This is a genomic window from Cloacibacterium sp. (assembly GCF_047601505.1).
In the GTDB taxonomy this organism is placed as follows: Bacteria; Bacteroidota; Bacteroidia; order Flavobacteriales; family Weeksellaceae; genus Cloacibacterium.
The window spans coordinates 3,031,190-3,056,918 of the sequence record NZ_JASGJD010000001.1; the positions used below are offsets into that span (position 1 = coordinate 3,031,190).

Below are 25,729 nucleotides of genomic sequence, written 5' to 3' on the forward strand. Positions count from 1 at the left end.
CTAATTAACAGCAACTTATATTTTTTTTTATTTCTCTCATTTTTTATGAAGCTTAAAGAACTCTTAATGCAATATGTAATTAATCCCATTAAAAGAGTCGTTAATTTTGCTTTTAAAATTTGAAAAATGAAAAAAATAGTTTTATTAAGTTTTTATGTTTTGTCATTTAACTTTTTTTTAGCACAATCTGAAAATTTAAACGATTTAAAAATTAACGAAGTTCAAGTTATTGGTTCGCACAATTCTTATAAAAAAGCTATTCTTCCGGAAGTTTACAGTTATTTATTAAAAAAAGATTCGCTAAATTTTCTTCCAAAAATTCAGTATGAGCACATTCCTATTCCTAATCAATTAGATATGGGACTTCGAAATCTTGAAATAGATGTATATGCAGACAGCAAAGGCGGAAAATATGCTCATCCGAAAATTTTAGAATTGGTAAAAACTACACAACCTTTTGATCCTGAGAATAAAATGAAAAAACCAGGTTATAAAATGATTCACATTACAGATATCGATTACCAAACTCAATATTATACATTAGAAGATTGTTTGAAAGACTTAAAAAAATGGTCTGATGCGCATCCAGATCATAATCTCATTTTCATTACACTTGAGCCAAAAGACGGAAAAACCAATCAATTCGGAACCGAACCAGAGCATTTCACATCTAAACTTTTTGATGATTTAGATAATGAATTAAAAAAATATTTAGGTAGAAATAAAATTATCATTCCTGATGATATTCGTGATTCTTATAAAACTTTGAATGACGCTGTTTTAAATAAAAACTGGCCGAAAGTAAAAGATACAAAAGGAAAATTTTTATTTGTACTTGACAATAATGGTGAAAACAGAGATTTATACATCAAAGATCATGCTTCTTTGAAGGGGAGAATGATTTTCACCAATTCAATGCCCGGAACCCCCGAAGCCGCCGTTTTGTTTATGAATGATCCAAGTTCGAAAATTACTGATTTAGTAAAGCAGGGGTATATTGTCCGAACAAGAGCCGATGCAGATACAATGGAAGCAAGAAAAGAGGATTATTCGAGATTTGAAAAAGCGAAAGAAAGCGGTGCACAAGTAATTACAACAGATTATTATCAGCCAAGTAAACTATTTAAATCAAACTATAAAATTAGTTTTGATAACAATACTTACGAAAGAAAAAATCCAGTGAACGGAAAATAGAATATTTTTACAATTAGATTTATTTTTGAAAAGGCTATCTACATTCTGATAGTCTTTTCTTTTTTAATCCAAACTAGAAATATCTATAAGGTGCTATAAAACAATATTTAGCAAGATTAATTGATATAAATTAATTATAACAATTGTTTATCCAAGAAAATTCATTTGCCCTTAAGCTCCTAAAATCAAAAAATAGAATAAATTAATCTTTAGAGTTAAATTAAATTTTAACATAAAGAAACGCAAACACCTATATAATCTGCCAAATCCGCGATAAAACAAAAAATAAATCATTGTCTTTTCACTTCCTGCTTTTCCAAATCTATTTCAAAATGATCTGCAGGATCGCTGTTTGAAAGCAACGAAAGAATTTTAAAAACAGATTTTAGCTTTACTATAAACAAATCCTGCGATTGGTTCTGTTGAAAAAAATTTTCTAATGTATGATATTGCTGTAATCTTTCTTTCGGAATATCTTTTTTAGCCAATTCATCGGCAGATTGAAACTTGTACAGATCCAGTAAAAGATCTTCAAAATTCCATTTTTTGAAAGTTTCTGATTGAATTCCTTTTTCCTTTAATTGATTTTTATTTTGAACTAATAATAACAAATTTTCCCCATTCAATTGCTCTGCTTTTTCAATGAAATTTTTCGGCCAATCATTTGGAATTATTCTCAACCGCACCAATTCTTTTAAGTGAAATAACATAAAATCATGATACGATTTCGATTGTAAAATATCTTTATTCCAAAGGATTTTATTTTTGTCTTTTTTCAGAATATAATATTCTTTTTCGTATAGTGGAAACAATTCATCAAAATTGGGGACATCATTTAAAACTTCCGTTTGAACTTCCAACTGATCTGGAGATTTTATAGTCAATATTTTATATGCCGGAAGATAAGCCGCTAACGAAGGAACCTGAATATTCACCAGTATTTTATCTCCTATTTTTTTAATTCCGGTATCATTAATGTGCATATGTCCTGCAAAATGAACCTGTAAACCAGCATCTGTAAATGCTTTTGCAACTTCTTCCTCAGGAACTCTTTCCAACTGCCATTTTTTTTCGCCTAATAAACTTTTAATTTCATTTGTTGCTCCATCATTAAAATCAATCATCGGATAATGAGTGAAAGCAATAAGTGTTTTCCCGTTCAATTTTGCTTCCTGAGTAATTTTTTTCACCCATTCAATTAGATGTTTTTTATTCGTCATCACATTATTGTAACCAATGCTTGCGCCTTTATAATTTGAAGGGTTATTGGGATTTTCATTTAAGTTTTTAGGGATGTAAGTATTTCCATCAATTGCAATCATCCAAACTCCTTTTACAGGTTCAACTACATAACTTAAATCAGGAACGGAAAAACCTTTTGAAACTTCATACATTCTCTTGGAATAATCAGCACTTTGCAAGACTTTTTCGTAAGAATAATTTTTAACTGATTGAATATTAAAAGGAGTGCTCCAAAATAAATTTTCTTTTTTAGGATAAAAGCCAAAGTCTTTTAATTCGTCCAAAATTTCCAGATAGCCGGATTCTGCGATGTCTTTTGTAATGATTTTATTATTGACTTTTCCAATATTCTCTTTGCTGTAAATTCCCAGTGGATTTCCATCTTCCCCCAAAAAGTCATCTTTTCCCGCGTCTTGACGAAACGGACCCACTGGATCATGATTTCCTGTGGTGATATAAAAATCGATTCCGTATTGGTGGTGGTAATTTTCTAAAATGTCACGTAATCCACGAATATTATACGTTTGTCCGTCATCCGAAAAATCGCCGGGCATCGCGACAACTTTAATTCCTTTTTTTGCAATATCATCCAATGCTTTCAGAAAGGCAAAATAGTTTTCATTAAAAATTCTTGTGGAATGCAATTGAGAGTCCATCGTTCTCAAAATCGTTGGTCTCCCCGTTTTAGGATTAATTATTCCTTTAAAATCATGATCCGAAAAATTTCCATATAGATCCTGAAAATGCACATCGGAAAGAAAAGCAATCTGCACTGGTTTTTGCTGAGCCAAATAAAAAGAAAACGTAAAAATTAAAAATACATATTTATTCATATACATAAATCAAAGTTAAATTTTAGAATTTAAAATTAGTTTAACTTTATTTTAAATAATTATAAAAAACCGTTGTGAATTTGTAAAAAGAATTTAAATAACTGATAATCAACTAAACCGTAAAGATGCATAAATAAATTAATGAACTTAGAGAAGATTAAGAAAATTTTCATTTTTAACTTTGTTAAAAATTTGCGTTTAAAAATCGTAAAATATTAAATATTACCAACTTGAGCCTTTGCATTAAAATTTTATCTAAATGCACAACAGGTAATATCTATATCTATTCTAAAATATTCACTAAGGTTTAATCAATTTCGTGCAATGCTTTTTTCAGCAAGGTTTCTTCCTGATTTCCCAGCTCCATAATTGGCATCGACTGAAATTCATTAATCGAAATTGTAGGTGAAATTCCTGAGCTATAATTTCCTCCATTATTGGCGTTATATAATTTGTATATCATTGGGTGTATCTGCCAAGAAATCTTGGGAGGATTCCGCTTGACATCAATATCCCAGCCTGACATATCTTTTCCTAAAGTTTTACCACCAATTTGTATTACCTGCATATAAGGTTTTAAATTATTAATAACGGTTTCCGAAGCAGAAGCCGTACTTTCCGTGGTTAAAACATATACTTTTGAAAGTTCTAAATTTTGGTTGTATAATGTGCTAAAACCTGGTGAGCCGGAATCATAAGCCAATTGCTGTACAAAAGAAAGATGTACTTCGCCACCGTTTTTGTTGCCTTTATAAATAATGAATGGGGAATTTCCCGAAATTCCTGATGGAATCATTGCACAAAGTGCTGCCGAAGAAGCCAGCATTCCACCGTAATTGTAACGTAAATCGAGAATTAATTCAGAAACTCCTGCGGATTTAAATTCTGCAAATTTATTGGCAAAAGATGATGCCATACCGTTTTGAAAACTGTAAATATAGAGATAGCCAATTTTCTTTCCGTTTTGTTCAAAAATTTTGGAAACCAGGGGTTGGTCAAATGTAAAACTCTGATAAATTGTAATTTCGTTTTCGTTGATAATGTTTCCGTTTTCCCAGATTCCGATCATGAGTTTCATTGGTGAAGAGGAGTTGATGATCATCTGTTCAACATTATTCATATTGCCCGAATTAATGGAAGTTCCGTTAATTTTTGTGATGATCTTTCCACGTTGTAAACCCACGTTTTGAGCTGGGGAATTCTTCAAAACCAGCTTAATGACGGCAAATATTTTTCCGTTTTGCTGCAAAACCGAATAATCAAAACCATATAAACTTCTTACACTTTTGGAATAAGTGGAAGTATTGTTTTTATCTAAAATCGATGAAAACCGGTCTTTTGGAGATAGCAGGCTGTTGAAAAAATCTTTTGTCGGAAGACTGTAATCCGGTTTTTTAGGCATTTGTTCCGCCCAATAATAATACCGCTTCATCGAATCCTGAACCCAAAGATTCACAGATTCGGTTGTTCCATCCTCAAAATTCGGTCGATATTCTTCATCGTCAATCCTATTACAGGAAAACAATGTAAAAACGGAAAACAATGCCAACCATGCTCTCAATAATTCTGTTGTTTTTGTCATTAACTTTGCTGAATCTTTAATTTCTGAACCTATTGAAAATTTGATTTTACAAATAATCGGCAACATCAATATCACCCTTTACCGTCCACGTTCCATTTTCCTGTTTTTCCTGAAGTACAATCATATTCACTCTGTCATTATTGATATACACCTGTTTAAGAGTTACTATAATTGGACTCGCACCGATATAAGGCTCGCTTGTTCCTGTTTTATAAAGTTCCAAATAAACAGGAGCACTGGTATTGAAATTATTGTAGATTTTAACTGCAGTAAATTCCTTTTTGCCTATTTCATCAAAGGTTGCCAAGACGGCTCCGTTGTTTCTTCGTAAAATGCCTTTTACATTTTCCAGATTACTTCCTGAAAATTCTCCCAGATTCGGAAAGATAAATTCATAACCAATTCTTCCGAGATTAACAGTTGGTTTTACAGCGGAAGCTTGTAAGAAAATTCCCGGAAGATTGAAAAAGTTCAACGTCTTGTAATCTTCTGCGTTATCGTAGGTGATATTGAAGGTTTTGATTTCTGCTCCAGTGGCATTGTTATAAATACCGAGAACATCGGTTTCTCCTTTATCTAAAACGAATTTCAGCTGAGTGGTAATATTGTTGGTGTACGATGTATTTCCACCAATGGAAACAGGTTCGCCATTCAGCCGAAGCTGTAAAACATCGGGTTTGGAATAGCCTTTAACATTTACTTCTGCAGGTTTTTGGGCTACATCATAAGGTTGCAATGTTTCATCTGTGCAGGAAAGCAAACTCATTGCTATTATTGAACAGACAATAAGTTTTTTAATTATTTTAAATTTACTCATATTACCTTTATTTTCATTTAGGAATTCGGAAATTTTCGATTTTTTTTAGTTTATTTTTTTAAAACTGCCCTGTGCTTTAATCTCAAAAACAAAGGACAGTGATTTTAAAATGTTATTAGTTGGCAGGGCAGGTTTTGGTATATCCGTATTTCAACAAATAAGCAACAAGCCCAATTATAATAGAAAAAACTGCTGCAGGAAGACCTGAAGCAAAAGCAGGAATCAGAGCAAGAAGAACCGCTTTAATGATTCCTTTTATATCCAGTTCGCCACCGTCTATCAATTCCCCTGCTACTGCACAAAATATCTTCTGTACTTTTTTCTTTATTCTTCTGAATCGGAATCTTAACCATTCAGGCAAAGCCAGCCACTGTACTTCCTGAGCATAGTTGAGCTGAAATCCCTCTAATTCTGTAGTCATCATTGCCACATTTCCTGCGGATTTTGCAAATGCTTCCCCGACGATATCGTCACCATCATCGTCAATGGTCTCCAGATAGCTTTGCACTGCAGGATTCAGGATTTCCCTATCTGCATAGTTCTGTATTGCAAATTCGTCTCTCTGTGCAAGAGAGCGGGATTCGTTCTCAATATACTGTACCCAGCTATCGGTAACATCGTCTTTTGTTTTGAAAATAATATCTGCCATTGTTTTTTATTTTATGATTTGGTAGATAAAAACATAAACTTCGGAAAGGAATTATTACCGAGGCTTATGATAAAAAGTATTATTTTTTAATAAACTTCGTTGTGCTTAGTTTGCCGTTGGTTTCTACCGCCAGGGTATATACCCCTTTTTGCAATGCACTTACGTTAAGCTGCCCGTTGGTTACAGCTTTGCTTAGCACCTTTTGCCCCACAGCATTGTAGACGGCTACGTTGGCTTTGGTTACCTGTTTTAGGTAAAGCACTTCTGCAACAGGATTTGGATATATTGTTACGTTTGCAGATTTACCTTTAGCGTCTGCTGTAGATAAATTTTCTTCTGTAGCAAAAACCTGCATCTCATCTATTTGGAAAGTCAAACTTGCATTTGGATAAGCGTTACTACTAAAAGGAGTAGTATTGAATCCTGCCGGAAAACCATTTGCAAAGTTACGGTTTGTCCAAAAACCTAAATAGATTTTTTTGCCGGCATACTGGGAAAGGTCTGCCGTTGCCTGTGCAAACAAAGCATTACCTTCTGCAATATAATCAGCATTTGTAATTTTTAATTCTTTAGGGATTAAAGAAGAAGATAAACCATTAACAGCAACATCCGCTACGATGGCAGAACGCAATGCCTGGAAGTCGGAAACATCAGGCACCGGTTTTGCCGGGGTGCTTACGTACACAAAAACACTACGGTTAGTATTATTAGATGTAGAAGTGCTATTGTAGGCAATCAATCTTCCAATCATTGCTGCCAAGGTAATCTCTCCTCCATATCCTGATAAATCGATCTCCGGAGAAATCGCCCAGTCTTCAACATCATTTCCATAATCAGGCTTGAAGTTAGCCGGACTACCAACTACATTAGGTATATAGACACTGTATCTCAAAACCCCGTCAGGTGATACTTCCTCATACATACTTGGCGTTGCTGCCTGACGAACTACATGCTTTCCAACATTCCATGTATTATTGTTATTATTTCCATCATAGAACTGCCAACCGGCTATTTCTGCAGGAGTATCAAATGTAGTTTCCCATGCAGTATACAGGTTTTGTGATTTTATGCTGATACTTAGCAATACCGCCAAGCTGATAACTATTTGTTTCATATTTTCTAAAAATAAAAACAGGCAACAGCAGCGTTTATCGTGCCGCTGCCCGTTAGGATTAAACTTTTATTGAATTAATAATTATTGTATTGTGTCCAAGCACCGAAGAAATCTCCATTTCTTATTCCTAAATCTACTGGCCAATTATTAAAGAATGGTTGTGGCAGTCCGAAAATAGGTAAAGAAACAGCACCTGTTAATCTGTTTGCGGCAGGAATTAAATTCGTATCCGGACCAGCAGCATCGGTATTAAACCCGTGTACAAAAACGGAGGTGAAATTAGTAGAAGTAAACAATGAACCTGTACCCTCTACATAAATACCTCTTGGATATCCTACTACTATACCATCATTTACTGTTAATTGACCGTGTCTTCTTACGTGGATTCCATTTTCATATAAGGTATTAGAGCTGGAAACCCCAACAATAGTAAGCCCGTTAATGATAGGGTGCGTCAACAATGTAGTAGCAGTTCCTGTTGAATTATTATCCAACTCAATACCATTCGTATCCGATACTTGATTAGGAGCAGTACCACTTTGACTATGTGTAGAATTAATATCAGCCAATGCCAATGCGTTGGTAATAGTACCTACATATCCGTTATCAAAATCAAAACCGTCATCATCCTGTGCAAACGCAATAATGTTAGATGCATTAACTGTTCCACCAAAGAACTCGAACGCATCATCTTTACCGTAGGATACCTGAATATGGTGTAAGGTCGTTCCATTTCCAACACCTCCTAATGTTAAACCGTTAATCTCATTTCCGGAGTTAGGTGCTAATAAATCAAAACCTCCATACTCTATACGAACGTAAGTTAAAGAACCTCCGTTATGAGCTGAATTAGTTCCTCCATATTCGTATTGAGAACCACTAAGCCCCTCGATAGTAGCAGTTCCGGTTGCGGTATTGATAGGGGCATCTCCCAAAATAATTACTCCTCCAAAATCTCCGGGAGCAGCTTTCGTATCATCTTCACAATCCAAAAGATTGTAGCTGGTAAATACTACAGGGGCAGAAACGGTTCCGTTCGCATTCAATTTACCCCCTTTTTGTACCACCAATACACCAGTAGGTGTATTATTGCTCTTGGGTTTTGCTTTGATGTATGTTCCCGGCTCAATAGTCAGAGTTACATTATTTGGTACATTTAAAATTCCATCAATTTCCCAGATCTTATCTGCCGTCCAGGTAGTTGGAACACCTCCTGAACCCACATCTCCTGCAACAGTTTGAACAGGAAGATTACAACCAACTGCATAATCTGCAGATGAAGACTGCATATTAAAACTAGAATCTGATTCTACTAAAGAATCGTTCTGACGACAAGCCGTTAATGAAAAGGCTGCCATTGCCACAAGAAAGAAATTTCTCATAATTATTAATATTTGGTTAATTTTGTCCTGGGCTCCACAATTTTTATAGCCCGAAACTGGTTAATTGCCTCGGGAGACAATGCCTTTTGTCTCCCAATTTTTTAGTTTTTATCTTTCACGGTGCCGAAAGGCACAACACCAGAAAGCAAGCTTACCACAATCTCCAAAAAACCTTGCAAAACCGGCACTTGACGAGCACGGTTGTTATTGTATACTTCGTAAGGTTCTCACTCCGAAAGGCGGGTTTTCCTTAGGTTTTAATTTTTGCGGTTACAATGAACGCTGTTCTTTTTCAGCTTACGGGCTGATGTTTTTTTGTTTTTCTCTGCATTTGATAGATTCCTCTATTGCACTCCCTGCGGTCGCTCCAGAGGTTCCTCTAATACGCTCCGTTGCTCTCCACTACGGTCGGAATGACAACTGCTATCATATCTTACTACTGATCTCATCCTATTAAAATGTATAATTTACGCTTAATCCAAAGGTTCTGCCTCTGTATGCTCTATACAATAGTTTATCAATGTCTCTATCATACTTATCGGTTGCTCCGGGGATAAGTGTCATAAATTCCCTTGCCCCACCTGTTTGCCCAACAGATCTTGTGTCCATATAAGAATTAAGATTGTTATAGTATTCAATTGCTCTATTGAAAATGTTTTTTGCATTGAGTTTAAATTCAAGGTTTTTGTTCTTCAATAATTTGTAAGAAATCTGTGCATCTGCCACTGCATAGGGTCTTTGTAATTCTTCTGCATTATAGTCATAGCCCACGGTAATGTATTGTTCGCCTTTGGCATTCCACAGAAAGCTGAGCCCAAGGCGGTCACCATCATACGATAGTCCCAGGTTATATGCCCAAGGGGTCTGTCCGTACAGTGGCCTTTTTACCTCATACGTTTCGTCTGTATTTTCAGTTTTATATACATTCTTAAAAGCAATAATCTTCGTATCGTTGTACGTGAAATTTCCACTAATAAAAAGATGTTCCAAGAAAGAATCGTTTGCAATAAAACCGATATTTTTTCTTACTTCCACTTCAACCCCTTTTAGCTTTGCATTTTTGGAATTGCCATTATACAAGTACAAATTTCCTTCATTGGAGAGATGTCCTTCTCTCTCGATAGGACGGTCTATATCTTTATAATACAATCCTGCAGAGAGTATCTCTCCCAATCTCGGAAACCATTCAAATTTGAAATCGTAATTATCAACTACAGAAGATGTTAGTGCAGTATTGTAAATCAGTCCATTGGCTATAGGATCAAAATAGGGAAGTCCTGTTCTTTCATTAAACTGTGGACGAAGTACCGATTTGCCATAAGCTAATCTAAAATTCATTTTGTTAGTTGGGCTATATGTGAAGTTAGCAGATGGCATCCATTGCCAAGGTTTGTCTTCCACTGCTTCCCGGGTAAGGTTTCTTGGATCATCAGCATCCACCTGCTGCGAAATGAGCTCATATTTGAAATACTCCGCACGAACACCCCAAACCAACCGGAATTTACTTCCAAAACGATTGTCTAACATCAAATAAGGAGCATGTTGCGTTACCTTACCCTCGTATATATTGTTTTTATACAATGGTCTGGTTTGCCAGCCAATGCCTCCCGCTTCATAATGGGAACCATCGAACCATTCCGCTAATGAACCATACATCATCAGATAATTTCTTTCATTATTTGGAACATTTCTATTTTCATCTACTCGCAGAAAGAATTTTTCCTGTTGGTTGGTATTGTTTTTAGAAACCCCTGCATATCCTGCTTTAATATCGTTTTTCAGGTTTCCGATATTCCAGCTCCATTTAAAAGAAGCTCCGTAATTCCAGTCGGTTTCACGACTTTCGATATACCCTCTCGAAAAGTTATTTCCTGAATTATAAACCCCATAGCCAGTCAATATTTCTTTTCCTACAAAATCATATCCCTTCTGATGTAGTGTATAATCTTTTGTATCGGCCTCAACACCTGTTCTTGCCACGAACCAGTTCAACTCCGTAGTTCCAATTCTGTGACTTCCTTCTAATTTGTTCTGCAATAAAGTCTGGTAAATAGGATAATCGGTATTATCTGTAAAAGGCTTATCCATATCTCGAAGTGCGAGCGGATAATTTTCCGGAATAATACCGTTATAAAAATAACTGTAAGATGCTTCTGCATTGACAGGAGATCCACTACCTCCTGTATATTCGTTCCAGCCTGTTACTTGTGTTAGTGTATTGTCGTAAATATGGGTGTAAGAATTACGGAATGAGATTCTGTGTTTGCCCAATTGTAACCCGAAGTTTAACATTCCTGCAACGGTAGAATTGTAATTATAAGATGCTCCTGTATTTTTAAAATTGTAAAATTTTACTGTTGCAAGACCCTCTTGCTGTTCTTTACCAATAGGATCTGTTGTATCCAGCCAGTTTCCTCTTCCGGTGTGGTCAATGTTTAATTTATTTTGTTCGTTTCGTACGGTTACTGCTCCCGCAAATCCCCACTTATTGTTATTTTTCATCTTAAAACTCTTCCCAAAAGCCAACTGCATATTAGAGTTCAAATCCGCTGTGGTTTTAAACGTAGAAAAATTGTCCTTAAACTGTTTGGATTGCTCAAAAAAGAGAGGATTGTTCCAATCCATCGGCTCTAATCCCTTCGGAAAATCTCTCGTACCGTCATCATACCCCCAATAGTCATTTTTCCCTCTCTGTCTTGTCAGAAATTCTTTTGATGTGGAGATATCATTGTACGATGTTCCCATACTCACCGTTAAAAAATCTTCATTCGGGATGTCTTTGGTTTTTACTTCAACATAACCACCTGCAAAGCTGGCGTTCATATCCGGTGTAGCCGTTTTGCTTACCACAACGCTTTCTACCATTGCGGTCGGGATAATATCAAAAGAAAAGTTATTGTTATAAGCTTCTGTGCTTGGTAAATTGATCCCGTCCATTGCAGCAGTGTTCCAACGTTCTCCCATAGAACGCACTACCACATATTTGTTATCAACAGTAGTTACGCCTGTTACTCTTTTTAGGGTAGCTCCTACATCGCTGTCAGGGGTTTTAGAAATCTGCTCAGCAGAAATACCATCGCTCATCTGAGCGGCTTTTTTCTGCTGTGCCAATAAGCCTGCCTGTGTGTCGGCTTTTCGGGTTCCAATAATCACCACTTCTTTAATACTGACTTCTTTATCTGATGCAGATCTCATGACAAAAGAAACAGTGTTGATTTCATTTCCTTTGAGGCTCAATTTTTCTACATGAAGTACTCTATATTTATTTGCTTTTATTGTAAGTGCGTATTCTCCTGAGGGAACATGCAAAGAAAAATCACCATTATTGTCCGTTACTGATGTTTTTCCAGCCACACTTACCACTGCTCCCACAACCGGCTCTCCTACCTCGTTCACGATTTTCCCAGAAAGACGGACATCTCCTAATGCTGCAATAGATGATAAACCGCTATACTTCAGTGACACCAGATTTCCCCGCATTCTAAAAGCAATCGGAAGTCCCTTAGTAATTTCCTTCAGACATTCCTCTACAGAGATACTTTCACAGTATATTCTTTTTGTTTTAATATTTTTAAATTCTTCTTTGGAATAAACAAATCCCAAACCTGTTTTAGTTGCAAAATCTTCCAAGGTTTTTACCATAGTGCTTCCTGGAGAAACTGAAAATGAAACTTTTTGCACTAATTCCTGTGCCTGTGTAGATACTACAAAAAATACCGTTGCTACCAGAAGTACAGATCTCATATTTTTACTCATTTTGGATTTAATATTTTTGAATGAATTCGAAAAATGATATTCCCCGACAAAATGATGGAAATGATCTTACGATTTCATTTTAATTGATTTTATATTTACTTAGAGTTTGATTATTGTTTTTAACACACTTATTTTTTTAGAATATAAGTGTTGTTAGCTTTTTGAACTTCCATTCCTGTTGCAAAAGCCAATGCTTCAACATTTTCATCAATATTCCCTTTAAGTTCTGCCGAAATCTTTTTTGTACTGATTTCCGCAGGATAAAGAATATTGATGTTATAGTATTTTTTTACTGTTTCTATAATTTCACCAAAAGGAACTTCATTAAAGCTTAAAGACTCAATTTTGTTAATATGCTTGCCAGATTGTTTGTCTATTTTCTTTGTGTAAATTGCTGTTGTTCTAACAATTCCGAAATTCGTCCACACTTGATTTGGATTCAAGTAAGAATCTTTAGTACCAGAATAAGAAACGGCAACTTTCCCCTCATAAAGCTCCACAAATTTGTCTTTTCTTGATTGTGAAATTTTAAATACCGTTCCCAAAACTTTGGTACTGAAATTTTCTGCCTTAACAATGAAAGGATGCAGCTTGTCTTTTGCAACAAAAAATAAAGCATCTCCTTTCAAATTCACAATCCTTGTATCTTCAGGAAAAGATTTTGTAACAGTAAGCTCTGCACCCGGAAACAAAGTAACTACTGAACCATCTTTCAACATTACTTTCCTATTTGCTGATTCTGCGATATAGACATCAGGCCTATAAAATGTGGTGTAAGTAAACAATCCTCCCAAAGAAATCATCAATAATATGATTGCAGCCACCTGATAGGTAAATTTTCTCTTTTTACCTATGGTTGCAGTATATATATTATACCATATCCTTTGTTTTACTTCTCTTGACACTTTTACATTTATTGGAATTTGGAGCCAATCTTTTTCAATATTTTTTAAGTTCTTCATTATCTTTAAATTTGTCTTCTATCTATAAATAGCTTCCGAGACAGAAAAATGTCACGGGTGAAAATGATATTTAATAATTTCTTAAAATGAAAAAAAAGAAAAACCCTGCAAAATATAGAATTTGCAAGGTTTTGTACGTTTTTGTTAAAACTAGATTTGTTTACAATAAATTAATACAAAAAGATAAGTTTAGAAGTGAAGATGTATCAATTTACTCACTTTTTATATTTTCACTGAAACAGAAGAATAAGAATCCAAAAAAATTCAGGATGATTGCTGAGCTGTTTACGGATAAACTTTAATGTAAGACTAATTTGATTAGTTACTGCAGAAGGAGTCATATTCATTTCTTTTGCAATTTCATTGATGCTTCGTTGTTCAAATTTGTGAAGGAGAAATATTTGTTTTCTCTTTTCGGGAGCTTGATCTAGTAGTCTTTTTACTTTTTCCATCAGTTCATCATCATCTTCAGGGTTTTCTACCATATCTGCATCATAAGGGTATTCTACAAAATCATCTAAAAAAACGTCTTTACGTTTAGCATACCATTTTGAAATTTCCTGTCTTGCTGTTTTTATAAAAATAGCATCCATTTTCGTATCACCATTAATATTATCCCATCGGTTCCAAATATGAATAAAAATATTCTGCACAATATCCTCAGCATCAGCCGGCTGCTTGACATATTTATTGACTAAAGTATAAACTCGATCTGAAAAAACTTCATAAATATTATGAAAGTCTTTATTTTTATCTTTAACTAAATAGTCTTTAAACATTCTTAGCGATTATCAATTTATGGATTGCAATGTACAAAGAATCTAAGAATTATTAAATGAAGGAAATGTTACATTATCACTCTCTGAAAGTTTTTTTTCATATATAAATTATACCCTTTATCTTTTGAGATTTAAAACCCATTGTGCATTATGAATTAAATGAGATAAATGATGTTTACTTGATTGAAATCAGTAAATTAAATTAACTACAAAACACGCACTTATGTGCAAATTACAAAAAATATCCTAACGAAGAGGCACCGTCGTCAATTCTGAAAATATTAAGAAAAAAATCAAATAAAAATATTGTAAACTCAAAGTTTAAACCTTATTGACTATTATAAAAAACGATGATATTTATCATAATATAAAATCCATACAACTAATTCCTACTATATTTGTAGGAATTAAAAAATAATAATATTTGTATAGCATAAAACAATGAAGATTTATAAAATTTATGTGTTAATATTCTTAGGATTGATTGTTATTTTCAATATTTATAACACTTCCATCTACACCTCTCAGTCTAACTTCGGAAATGTAAAATTTTCTGAAAAAGCCATTAAGGGTGAAACTCTATGGTTACAAAACAATTGCAATGCCTGCCACCAGCTCTATGGTTTGGGAGGGTATCTGGGACCAGATTTAACTAACGTCTGTTCTACTCCTAATAAAAGTGATGAATACTTGAAAGTAATGATGATTAGCGGGTTAAGATCAATGCCTAAATTCAATTTCTCTCCTGAAGAGCAAGCTCAGCTCCTTCAATTCTTAAAAGAGGTAGATAAAAGTGGTTATTTTCCAAATAAAGGAGCAAAAATAAAACCCGAAGGTTGGGTAGAACTACAATATAAAAGCATTAATAATGAAAAAAAATAATTATCCTTTTTATTATATAGCAATCGGCTTAATAAGTCTTGGATTATGTTTATTAGTTGGTTTACTTTCTGGTTTTCAATATATAATCCCAGAATTCATTAAAGGAATTTTACCTTTTACTGCTCTTCGTCCTCTGCATACGTTGTATGCATTGTCTTGGATTTTTCTTGGTGCTATTGGCGGAATTTATTGGTACGTTCAACATGATGAAAATGCTAAAAAAACAAATCCTTGGATTATGAAATTCCAATTTTGGATTTTTATTCTCATGGGAATTCTCATTACAATTTGCTATATTTTGAGAAAATTTGAAGGTAAAGAATACCTAGAATATCCGCATATATTCTATTTTCCTATTTTAGTTGGGTGGGTTTTATTTGCCCTGTTTTACTTCAAATCTCTTTTCTCTTCACTTTCTCAATGGCCTGCTTATTATTGGATGTGGGGAACAGGCTGTTTATTTATGATTTTTCACTTTACTGAAGCTCATCTTTGGATATTGCCTTATTTTAGAGAAAACTACCTTCAAAACTTAACTATGCAATGGAAAGCAGGTGGTTCCTATGTAGGGGCATGGAATATGCTAATTTACGGTTCATCTATGTATGTAATGTCTAAAACCAGTGGAAACAGTAAATATTGCCATTCTAAAACGGCTTTCTTCTTTTTCTTTTTAAGTTTAGTCAATTCTATGTTTAATTGGGCTCATCATGTTTATCCCGTTCCCAATGCTTCATGGATTCGTTATGCCGCCTATGCCATCAGTATGACAGAATGGATTATTTTAATCCGAATGATTTATATGTGGAAACAAAATCTTTCACAAGAAAAGAAAAAGGAATTTACTATTTCTTACAAAGTAATGATGCTTGCCGATTTATGGATATTTTTAAACCTATTTTTAGCTCTTTTGATTTCAATTCCAGCTATTAACTTACTCACACATGGAACTCATATTACTGTAGCACACTCTATGGGAACAACCATTGGCATTAATACTCTTATTCTATTATCATCCGTCATCTATATTTTTGAAGAGACTAAAAAATTTACGCCGCAAACCGTAGCATTTCTCAAAATGGGAATCAATATTTTTAATATTTCATTTGTTGGATTTTGGGTTATTTTAATCATCATGGGCATTGAAAAATCTAAATGGATGTATTTTACTGAAAATGTGCTTTTTTCTACTTTCCAAGATTCAATGCATGCTATATATATCATATTTACAATCTTTGGTCTTGGACTTTTAATTGGATTATATATGGTAATTTTCAAATTACTTAAAATAATTAAATCAATAGTTTGCTCCAAATAATATTAAGAAATTAATTTGAAAAATGAAAAATATAAGAACTGTATTATCCTTAAGTTTATTTTCTATTTTGCTAGCTTCTTGTAATCAAAATGAAGCTAAATATGAAAATACTGCTGAGACTATTAGCTCTAATCCATCTTCAGTAAATACCATTGATAGTACTCCAGAACCTGAGGGGCTAAGACTCATAAAAGGAGCTGATTGTCTCTCGTGTCATAAAGAAGAAGGAAAGTTGATTGGCCCTTCTTACAAAGAAATAGCTGCTAAAAATCTTAATACTCCTGAAAATATAGAAAAACTTTCTGAAAACATCATTAATGGCAGCATGGGAAAATGGGGCAATGTACCCATGTCTGCTCATCCAAATCTAGATAAAGAAACTGCAAAAAAAATGATAGAATACATTCTAACTTTAAAATAATTTTATTTGCTAAATTAGTAAAAGTAACAGTAAAATCTACAGCTCTAAAAAATAGAAACAAACAAAAAGCACTTGCAAAACATTTTTGCAAGTGCTTAATTAATCATTTTTTCTTAATAAATCAGTATGAACTAATAATATACTAAAGGCTACAAAAATTATATTTTCTGTCCAATGAAAAATACATAACCAGAATATTCTTTAAATCTATTGTACAATTCGGATTCGTATTGTTGAGATGCTGTAAGTCTCCCCTAAAATTCGACATTTTATTAACTTTAAATTTGAAAATAAAAAGGCTATCTCAAAAGTGAGATAACCCATAAAAAGAATTGTTTTAATTCTTTTTTGAAAAATTAATCCTAAAATATTTTAAATAATTACTATTTAAAAAGCTTTTCTATAAATCCTTAGAATATCTTCTATTTAACTTTTCAAATTTCAAAATAACTTTTACTAAGTTATCACCGAAATAATCTATTTTTGAAATCTTATCACTTCCTTTTCATTTGAAGCAAACTTTTCTTGAATCCTATAAATAATATAATACATACAAGGCACTATAAACAATGTTAACAACATAGAACTTGTTAAGCCTCCAATAATTACCCAAGCCATGCCGTTTTTGATTTCCGAACCTTCTCCTGCTGCTAAAGCGATGGGTAGCATTCCCAAAATCATTGCTAATGTAGTCATTAGAATAGGTCTTAGACGCTCCATTCCTGCTTCTACCAAAGCATCTTTTACCGAACTTCCCTGCTCTCGAAGATGGTTGGTAAAATCTACAATCAGAATTCCGTTTTTGGAGACTAATCCCAAAAGCATAATCATCCCGATGATAGAAAAAATATTCAAAGTTTCCATTGTCAGAGCCAATGCCAGTAAAGCCCCAATTAGCGCTACAGGAATGGAGAATAATACAACAAATGGATAAACCAAACTTTCATAAAGCGCGACCATTACAAGATAAACCAAAATAATAGCAGTAACTAAAGCAATACCCAAACTTCCGAAAGCATCGCTTTGATTTTTTACATCACCCCCAGTTTCGAGAATTACTCCTTCTGGGATTTTGATTTTTTTAATTTTCTCAAGAATTTCATTGGAAACAGTTCCTACAGGTCGACCAGCAACATTTGAATTGATGGATATAGAATTTAATCTGTCTTTTCTTTGAAGTACGGTTTCTCCCAAAACCATTTTCACATCTGCAAATTGACTTAATACAAACGACTGCCCATCTGCATTGGTAAATGATAAATTTTTCACGTTATTAACGTCCGAACGGTTGGCTTGGTCTAAGCTAATCAGAATATCATATTCGTTCCCACTTTGTTTGAATTTACCTTTATCATCTCCACTGAAAGCCTTTTGTAATGCACTTCCCACCTGATTGGCATCTAAGCCATATTGAACTAATTTATCACGATTCACTTCTACAGCGACTTCAGTTTTTCTGTCTTTTACAGAAAGTTTCACAAATTGCGTCCCGGGAACGGTTTCTGCAATGGCTTTAATTTCTTCAGCAGTTTTCCTTAATGCTACCAAATCTAAACCTCGAACATTAATCTGAATAGGTGCATTGGTTGCATTTCCAGAGATAGAAGTTGCGCCTGCTGAAACAATAACACCAGGAATTTTTTCGGAAATTTCCTTTTGAACATTAATACCAAAGTTTTCTGAACTAATATTTCTTTTTGGTTTTAATTTGACTGTTAATCGCGCAAGATTATTAGAATTGCTGCTTCCTGCAACACTTCCAGGCACAAAACCTATGCTGGAAAAAACGGTTTCCACTTCCGGTTTTTTTAACAACATTTCTTCTGCCTGCTGTGCAATCATATTAGTTTGATAAACCGAAGATGATGGTGCCAATTCAAAGTCAATTACAACTTCACCTTTATCTGCGGCAGGAATGAAAGCACCTCCAATAAAACCTGTCGGAACTAAGGCAATACTTCCAACAAGCAATAATAAAATAAATCCTAAAACCCATCTTTTTCTATTTAAAGCCACACGAAGTCCTTTTCCGTAAATATCTTTAATAAGGTCTATAAATTCTTCTAATTTGAGATTAATTCTTCCCCACCAGTTATCTTTTGTCAGATGTTCCAATCTTCCGAATCTACTTGCTAACATTGGTGTTATTGTGAAAGAAACAAATAAACTCATCAATGTAGAAACCACTACTACCAAAGCAAATTCTTTAAGTATAGAGCCAATTAATCCTCCTGCAAGCGCTAATGGTAAAAACACCACAACGTCTACCAAAGTGATTGCTAAAGCTGGAAAAAACGGTCAAATTGACCATGTTATTTCGGAGTAAATTGACCATCAGTTTCGGAGTAAACTGACCACCTTATTTCGGAGCAAATTGACCACCTCAATTTGAGGAAGAAACCAGCAACAAAAACTACCAATTTTTTCATGGCGTTAGAAGCTTAAATTCGATAAAAAAATCGGATTATGGCAAACACCCTAACAGACATGAGTAAAATAAGAAAAGTCATTAAATTGTACAGCAAAGGGAACAGTAAGTTGTTTATAAGCACCTATTTATCCCTATCTAGAAACACCGTAAAGAAGTATATCTCAATATTTGAAGCTTCAGGAAAAACAAAAGAAGAAATTTTATCAAAGAGCGATTCGGAGTTAGAATTGCTTTTTTCTGGAGGCAAAGAAGATGTCGTAAGCCCCAAACTACAGGAGTTGTATGATTATTTTCCAAAAATGGAAAGAGAACTGAAGAAAGTAGGCATTACCATTCATCATCTATGGGAAGCGTACATTGCGCAGCATTCCGATGGTTTCAAGAGCTCACAGTTCCGTCATCATTACCGAATATGGAGCAACAGGGTAAATCCCGTGATGCACATGCACCACAAATGCGGGGACAAGATGTACGTAGATTACGCAGGAAAACCCCTTTATATCATTGACAAAACGAATGGAGAATTACGAGAAGTACAATTTTTTGTAGCCCTATTAGGTGGAAGCCAATACACGTATGCGGAAGCCACGTTGAGCCAACAAAAGGAAGATTTTGTACATTCAGTAGAACGAGCAATGCGTTATTTTCAGGGCGTTCCCGCTGCAATAGTTCCCGATAATTTAAAATCTGCAGTGGTTAAAAGCAATCGTTTTGAGCCTACTTTGAATGAAACTTTATCAGATTTAGCCGAACACTATGAAACCACGATTTTACCAACCAGAGCCTATAAACCACGAGACAAATCCTTGGTAGAAGGAGCCGTGAAGATTTTGTATCGAAGAATTTATGCCAACATAAAAGACCAACAGTTTTTCAATTTAGAAGAACTCAACCAAGAAATCTGGGATTTATTAGACGCTCATAACAACCGAAAACTCACCGCTCGTCCTTATTCTCGCAGGGAACTGTTTTTGGAAGACGAACAGCCTACCTTACGACCGCTTCCTACTACTTTTTTTGAAATCAAATACCAATCCTTTGCCACGGTAATGCAGAACGGACACGTTCATTTAAGCCGTGATAAGAACTATTACAGTGTTCCATATCCCTATATCAAGAAAAAGGTGAAACTATTGTACACCAGTTCTACGGTAGAAATTTATTACAAATACAACAGAATAGCCCTCCACAAGCGCAATTACAAGCCTTATGTATATACCACCACTTCGGAACATTTGGCAAGCACGCACCGTTTTGTAGCAGAATGGAGTGCAGAACGCTTCATGGATTGGGCGAAAAGCATTGACACAGCAGTTGGAGAATACATTCTGCATATCATCGAGAGTAGAAACCACCCAGAACAAGCTTACAAAAGCTGCTTAGGGATTTTGAATTTAGAAAAAAAAGTAGGAAAAGCGCGCCTCATCAAAGCTTGCAAACGAGGTTTGGAGTATGAAATTTACAGTTACAAATCCATACAGAAAATTTTAGAAAACAATTTAGATCACATGGATTATGACACAGAAGACCAAAGCCAGCAAGAACTTCCCGAACATAGCAATATTCGTGGAAAGCAGTATTACAACTAGAAGTTGGAAGTTAGAAGCTGGAAGCTGGAAGTTGGAAGCTGGAAGTTGGAAGTTGGAAGTTGGAAGTTGGAAATTTATCAAAAATTATCAATTATCAATTATCAATTATTAAAATTATGAATGAAACCACTCTTACCAAAATGAAGCAAATGACGCTTCACGGCATGCACAACGCCTTTAAAACCTCTATTGAAAGCGGTAAAATCGACCATTACACGTTGGATCAATTTATATCAATACTCATTGATGCAGAATGGGACGAAAGGCATAACAGGCGTATTGAAAGAAGCATCAAGAACGCCAAATTCCATTACCAATCCAGCATTGAAACCCTAAATTATGATGCGTCCAGAAATTTGGATCGCAATCTTATCTTGAGACTCTCGGAATGCGAATTTGTAGAAAAAAACGAAAACATCCTGATCACAGGAAGCACGGGTGTTGGCAAAAGTTATCTAGGAACAGCATTGGGCTATCAGGCTTGTATAGAGGGTTATAAGGTAAATTACTTCAACACCTCGAAGCTGTTTGCAAAATTAAAAATGGCAAAAGCAGACGGTTCTTATCTACGAGAACTCACCAAAATACAGCGGCAGGATGTACTTATTCTGGATGATTTTGGGCTCCAAGCATTGGACAGCCAGAACCGAATTACCCTTTTAGAAATCATAGAAGACCGTCACAACAACGGTTCTATCATTGTAACCTCACAAATCCCAGTTCAAGGTTGGTATGATATTATTGGTGAAAAAACCATTGCAGATGCTATTTTAGACCGACTTATCCATCAATCTCACCGAATTGAGCTTCAAGGAGAATCAATGAGAAAAAAAAGAAACAGCAAAAATTACTAATTTTTATTACATTTGAATCAATAAGTTTAACAACAAAAAAACGCATGAAAAAAAGTAGTTTTTAAACGAGAAAAAGGGGTGGTCAATTTGCTCCGAAATAAGGTGGTCACTTTAAACCGAAACAAGGTGGTCACTTTAAATTGAAATGAGGTGGTCAATATCACTGAAATTTGCATACAGCTAACAACTCGGCTGCTTTGCGAAGATTTCACAGGAAGCAGTGCATCTTTGGAAAAATTTCGCAAAAGCACATAATAATGGATAATCCGATAACTATTACTGTAAAATTTACTTCTAGATGTTAATTGTTTATAGATTTTGAGTTTCTGTTTATTTGTTTTATACAAATGTAATAAAATCAATTGATTACAACATATACATCTCTGTTTTTTTATCAAAAATTGTAATTAATCAGAATATCAAGGTAAATTTAAATTAAAAAAATATTTCTCGTTTACGGAAAACCGTAAGGTGACAATAAAAAAACTGCATACTTTCATTTCTGTTTAATCAAAATATTAATAAAATGAACATTATTAATCCAAAACAAAAGGCTATCTCAAAAGCAAGATTGCCTCATTAAATTTTTATTCCAGATTTCCTATTATTTGAAATAACTAAATTATCCAACTCCCCTTCTGGTACAATCACAATGTCATTAAGTTAGTGATTTAAATTATTGAAATTCAATAATTTAATATTACTTTTCTATATTAAATTTAGTATATTTATCTAATTAACAGATAGTTATTTAATTTCATAAAAAAACTTCTACATTTATCTTTGATGTTATAAAGAATGAAATTAATTTTTTAAAACGTTTTCTATAAAGATAGTGGATTAGCAAAAAAAACGCTCTTTTGGGAGCGTTTTTTTTGATTTGAAATTTCATTGTTACATTATTTTATAAAATATTCTACTTCTGTGGCGTAGGAATAGTCATTATTTTTCTTTTCTTCTGCTGTTGGAATTTTATTTTTATAACGCAATATTTTTTCTTTTGTATTATTGAAAACCAAATACAAAGTAGCGTTTTGATCGTTGTCTTCTATTTCTAATTTAAAAATAATTGTATTTATCTTTTTTTGTTCAATAAAATGCTTAAATTTTTTTGGCATAATAAATTTGGAACAATAAAAAGTCTCTCTTGCCTTATCACGCCAACCAAGTTCAAACTCAACTGGTAATTTTTGATGGAATTTTTTGTCTATTCCAATCCCCTGTTCAAAAGTACCATCTTCTGATACATAACTATACTCTACTTCATCATGATTAGGCGTAAATAAATCAAAATACATATCGTATTCTTTTTCATTATTTGCCCATGCTTCATAGGGAATGCCGTGATGTTGCCAATAAAGGTATGTATTTCCCCAAGTTTCAAAATTTTTAGTTTTTAAACCAATTCCTACACTATTATCTTTATACCCCTTTAATTGAGCCTTTGCTACTTCTATATTTACTAAATCATTTGCTTTTTCATCTATGGTATGAAACCATACCCGTATCCAACCACCTGGAGCCATACCTACCACTAAATTTCCTGATGATTTTTCTTTCTTATCTAAATTATATTTTTCAAACAATCTTCTTATTCTTTCTTGTGGAAGTAATACTTTTCCTTCAAAATTTTTACCATCAACAACACTATAATAATTTATATATACTTCTTTAGGAGCCTCTTTGTATATATCCCCAGAAGAAACCGCCCCATAAGTATTTCCCCAACCATTTTGAAATGAAGTATTGCTTCCATGTCCAGCATTACCAAAATCTACATAGCCAGCAACAGGATAATTTCTAGGGGCAGAGATACCTGGTTCCCATTGAAATTTTGTTCTTTGACAAGAAAAAAGCATGAATAAACTAGTGAGGCTTATAGTCATAAGCATCCAATTGTGGATAATACGGCTGTCTTTCATAAGGTGGGTCTTGAAAATTCTTTTCATCTTTAAAGTGTGGTACATTGGGATATGCGAAATTAAAATGGTCTAATATTTCCAATATTGGAGAATTAAAATTTGCCGATAAATGTACGCATTTTCCCATAATGTAATCAAACATATCAGAATTCACAGAATAACTATGATCCTTAACAAGATTAGGATAGGTAATAATATTCCCAGCATCGTCTTTCCAGCCATGTTCTGCCACTTTAATAATGAGGTTTTCGAATTTTTTTAAATTCGTTTTTTTAGTATTCACTTTATCTTCTTCTTGTGAATCATATACAGCATCATCTTTTACTGGGGTGTCATCATCTTCAGGGTATTTATATTCTTCAGGATGTTTAGTATTATTTTCAGAAATTGTAAATGGTACTTTTCCGTATTTTCCTGCTATATATTTCATTACATTCATATACACCAATGAGAGCTTATTATTAAGCGGGCGTGTAGAAACTAGCTTATGATGAGTACCACGTAATATGTATGTTCTTCCATTCTTTATTGTTTGTACTTCATCACCCATAATGTCTGCTGACAATAGTTCATCCTTTTCATCATAGGCCATATCACCCTCTCCAGCAAATGAATGTACATGATGCATAATTTCCCATTTTATTTGCTCTTCGGTACAAAGGTTTCTTTTAGCATCAATATACCAGTTCCTTAACAATTCTTTTTGTTTTTCTAGTTTCTGCTTTTCTTCATCAGAAGCATTTACAGATAAATCAAAAAAATGAAGAGTGTTTAATTCTTCTTTTGTTTGCCAATAGCCACCTCCAACATCAGAATGGGCTCCAAAAACAGAAAATTCTCTTGCAAAACTGCCACTGGCATAACTTTTAATAGGAGTTATAGGGAAATTGTCTCGCCACTCTGTTTGGGCTCTTAAATGTAATATTTTTTTGATGTTAGGATTAGAAACCTCAAGATTTACTTTAGGAATGAGTGAAACAGCGTCTGTAACCATACCTAAAACAGGACTAAACGCATTAGAAAGAGCCTTTGTAATCGGATTTCTTGTAGCATCTATAATTCCTTTTCTCTCTAGCATTTGAGAAATCACAGTATCAAACAATCCTAAAAACTCGACAGTTACATTATGTTTTGGAAATTTTCCTTGAAGAGCTTTTCCTAAAACGCCTCCTGTAAATACTTCTATAGTAGGCGGAGGTAACATATTCTTATTTGTATTTCGAGTGTTATCAATCACTTTTTTTTGAGCCTCCTTCATCAATGATTGCTTTGTAGGTAAGCTATTTTTTTTCACATCAAATTTTATATTTTCAACATTTTTAGAAATTCTTTTTCTTTTAGTTTGTAACACTTCATTACAAAAGTGCCTTGCAGCAGCAGCTCCTCTGCTAAACCCAAATACATCAAACTGAATGGAGGTTATTTCTATTTTTTTGTTGCTTTTTTTCTGTCTTTCTAAAAATAAGTCATTTATTTTTTTTGCTATTTCTATACATGTATGGTCTACTCTTGCAATTACGCCTCTTGGTCCTTCACCCAAACCAGAACCTATCATTCCTGTAACACTAACATCTTTTTCATTTCTCAAAGTACCAATGCCTTCTTCATAATACTTTAATTGAAGTTCTTGAAACGTTACATTTTTTTCCCAATCCCCTTTTTCTTCGTATAAATCATGAAGCAAAGCCACATTAGAATAAGAATTCCAATAACTGCTGCCTGCAGATTTTTTATCATCATAAATTGTATCATCATCTTCTTTAAAAGGATTTTTTTCTCTGTCTTTGTAATGAACATTATTATAATATCCGATCTCTGAATTATACCTATTATTCCCAGTTCCATCAAAGAAAACACCAATACGTAGCTTTACTTTTTCGGTTATAAGAGTTGTAGTTTTTTTTTGTTTTGGTTTTCTACCCAAAAGCAATACAGGAGAAGTATATCCTTTTCTTAATTTTTTTGGCATTTTTTTTAATTTTAAGTGTTAAAAATTTTAGAA

The 25,729-nt window shown here is 33.9% G+C and carries 19 protein-coding genes; 7 read left to right on the top strand and 12 right to left on the bottom strand.

Translation table 11 applies throughout. The features are described 5' to 3' along the window. Positions 1-126 precede the first annotated feature (126 nt). Positions 127-1,194 carry a phosphatidylinositol-specific phospholipase C1-like protein gene (locus QM746_RS13755; RefSeq protein WP_414984749.1) on the top strand — a complete coding sequence of 356 codons (1,068 nt, stop codon included), beginning with the start codon at positions 127-129 and terminating at the stop codon, positions 1,192-1,194. Positions 1,195-1,484: 290 nt separating this feature from the next. Here QM746_RS13755 and QM746_RS13760 read toward each other — a convergent pair whose 3' ends face one another. From QM746_RS13760 to QM746_RS13800, 9 genes are all read right to left on the bottom strand, one after another. Beyond that, on the bottom strand, positions 1,485-3,269 hold the full coding sequence (locus QM746_RS13760; RefSeq protein ID WP_414984750.1) for a metallophosphoesterase: 1,785 nt from the start codon (positions 3,267-3,269) through the stop codon (positions 1,485-1,487). Between the two features lie 307 nt (positions 3,270-3,576). Then, entirely contained in the window at positions 3,577-4,851 is a 1,275-nt protein-coding gene (locus QM746_RS13765) for a S41 family peptidase (RefSeq protein ID WP_414984751.1), read from the bottom strand. A 46-nt stretch (positions 4,852-4,897) separates the two neighbouring features. Then, positions 4,898-5,668 carry a hypothetical protein gene (locus QM746_RS13770; protein ID WP_414984752.1) on the bottom strand — a complete coding sequence of 257 codons (771 nt, stop codon included), beginning with the start codon at positions 5,666-5,668 and terminating at the stop codon, positions 4,898-4,900. A 115-nt stretch (positions 5,669-5,783) separates the two neighbouring features. Next, on the bottom strand, positions 5,784-6,317 hold the full coding sequence (locus QM746_RS13775) for a hypothetical protein (RefSeq protein WP_414984753.1): 534 nt from the start codon (positions 6,315-6,317) through the stop codon (positions 5,784-5,786). 79 nt (positions 6,318-6,396) lie between these two features. Continuing rightward, a complete protein-coding gene (locus QM746_RS13780) occupies positions 6,397-7,431 on the bottom strand; it encodes a T9SS type A sorting domain-containing protein (protein ID WP_414984754.1) in 1,035 nt (344 codons plus the stop codon). Positions 7,432-7,505: 74 nt separating this feature from the next. Beyond that, positions 7,506-8,813 (bottom strand): hypothetical protein, encoded by a 1,308-nt coding sequence (locus QM746_RS13785; RefSeq protein ID WP_414984755.1) that lies wholly within the window; start codon positions 8,811-8,813, stop codon positions 7,506-7,508. Between the two features lie 453 nt (positions 8,814-9,266). Further along, positions 9,267-12,557 carry a TonB-dependent receptor domain-containing protein gene (locus QM746_RS13790; RefSeq protein ID WP_414984756.1) on the bottom strand — a complete coding sequence of 1,097 codons (3,291 nt, stop codon included), beginning with the start codon at positions 12,555-12,557 and terminating at the stop codon, positions 9,267-9,269. Positions 12,558-12,697: 140 nt separating this feature from the next. Next, positions 12,698-13,531: a FecR family protein gene (locus tag QM746_RS13795; RefSeq protein WP_414984757.1), complete on the bottom strand. Its 834-nt coding sequence runs from the start codon at positions 13,529-13,531 to the stop codon at positions 12,698-12,700. A gap of 230 nt (positions 13,532-13,761) precedes the next feature. Next, a complete protein-coding gene (locus tag QM746_RS13800) occupies positions 13,762-14,310 on the bottom strand; it encodes an RNA polymerase sigma factor (protein ID WP_414984758.1) in 549 nt (182 codons plus the stop codon). Positions 14,311-14,751: 441 nt separating this feature from the next. Between QM746_RS13800 and QM746_RS13805 the strand changes: the two genes are divergently transcribed. Genes QM746_RS13805 through QM746_RS13815 form a run of 3 tightly spaced genes read left to right on the top strand, consistent with a single transcriptional unit; the run spans position 14,752 to position 16,931 of the window. Further along, complete coding sequence (locus QM746_RS13805) at positions 14,752-15,192, top strand: c-type cytochrome (protein ID WP_414984759.1); 441 nt, start codon at positions 14,752-14,754, stop codon at positions 15,190-15,192. Further along, positions 15,179-16,510 carry a cbb3-type cytochrome c oxidase subunit I gene (locus QM746_RS13810; RefSeq protein WP_414984760.1) on the top strand — a complete coding sequence of 444 codons (1,332 nt, stop codon included), beginning with the start codon at positions 15,179-15,181 and terminating at the stop codon, positions 16,508-16,510. Before QM746_RS13805 ends, QM746_RS13810 begins: the two co-directional genes overlap by 14 nt. Positions 16,511-16,532: 22 nt before the next feature. Beyond that, positions 16,533-16,931: a c-type cytochrome gene (locus tag QM746_RS13815; RefSeq protein WP_414984761.1), complete on the top strand. Its 399-nt coding sequence runs from the start codon at positions 16,533-16,535 to the stop codon at positions 16,929-16,931. Positions 16,932-17,408: 477 nt separating this feature from the next. Here QM746_RS13815 and QM746_RS13820 read toward each other — a convergent pair whose 3' ends face one another. Next, positions 17,409-19,190, bottom strand: coding sequence for an efflux RND transporter permease subunit (locus tag QM746_RS13820; RefSeq protein WP_414985159.1), 1,782 nt, complete (start codon positions 19,188-19,190; stop codon positions 17,409-17,411). A 207-nt stretch (positions 19,191-19,397) separates the two neighbouring features. Between QM746_RS13820 and istA the strand changes: the two genes are divergently transcribed. From istA to istB, 3 genes are read left to right on the top strand one after another with little or no spacing between them, the layout of a single operon-like run. Further along, positions 19,398-20,951, top strand: coding sequence for an IS21 family transposase (gene istA, locus QM746_RS13825; protein WP_414984762.1), 1,554 nt, complete (start codon positions 19,398-19,400; stop codon positions 20,949-20,951). Beyond that, complete coding sequence (locus tag QM746_RS13830; RefSeq protein ID WP_414984697.1) at positions 20,929-21,063, top strand: hypothetical protein; 135 nt, start codon at positions 20,929-20,931, stop codon at positions 21,061-21,063. Before istA ends, QM746_RS13830 begins: the two co-directional genes overlap by 23 nt. A gap of 4 nt (positions 21,064-21,067) precedes the next feature. Beyond that, positions 21,068-21,805: an IS21-like element helper ATPase IstB gene (gene istB / locus QM746_RS13835; RefSeq protein ID WP_414984698.1), complete on the top strand. Its 738-nt coding sequence runs from the start codon at positions 21,068-21,070 to the stop codon at positions 21,803-21,805. Between the two features lie 899 nt (positions 21,806-22,704). On the opposite strand, the gene QM746_RS13840 is transcribed toward istB, so the two are convergent. Continuing rightward, on the bottom strand, positions 22,705-23,691 hold the full coding sequence (locus QM746_RS13840) for a DUF2931 family protein (protein WP_414984763.1): 987 nt from the start codon (positions 23,689-23,691) through the stop codon (positions 22,705-22,707). Next, positions 23,672-25,696: a phospholipase effector Tle1 domain-containing protein gene (locus tag QM746_RS13845; protein ID WP_414984764.1), complete on the bottom strand. Its 2,025-nt coding sequence runs from the start codon at positions 25,694-25,696 to the stop codon at positions 23,672-23,674. The genes QM746_RS13840 and QM746_RS13845 overlap by 20 nt, the downstream gene beginning before the upstream one ends. Between the last annotated feature and the right edge of the window lie 33 nt (positions 25,697-25,729).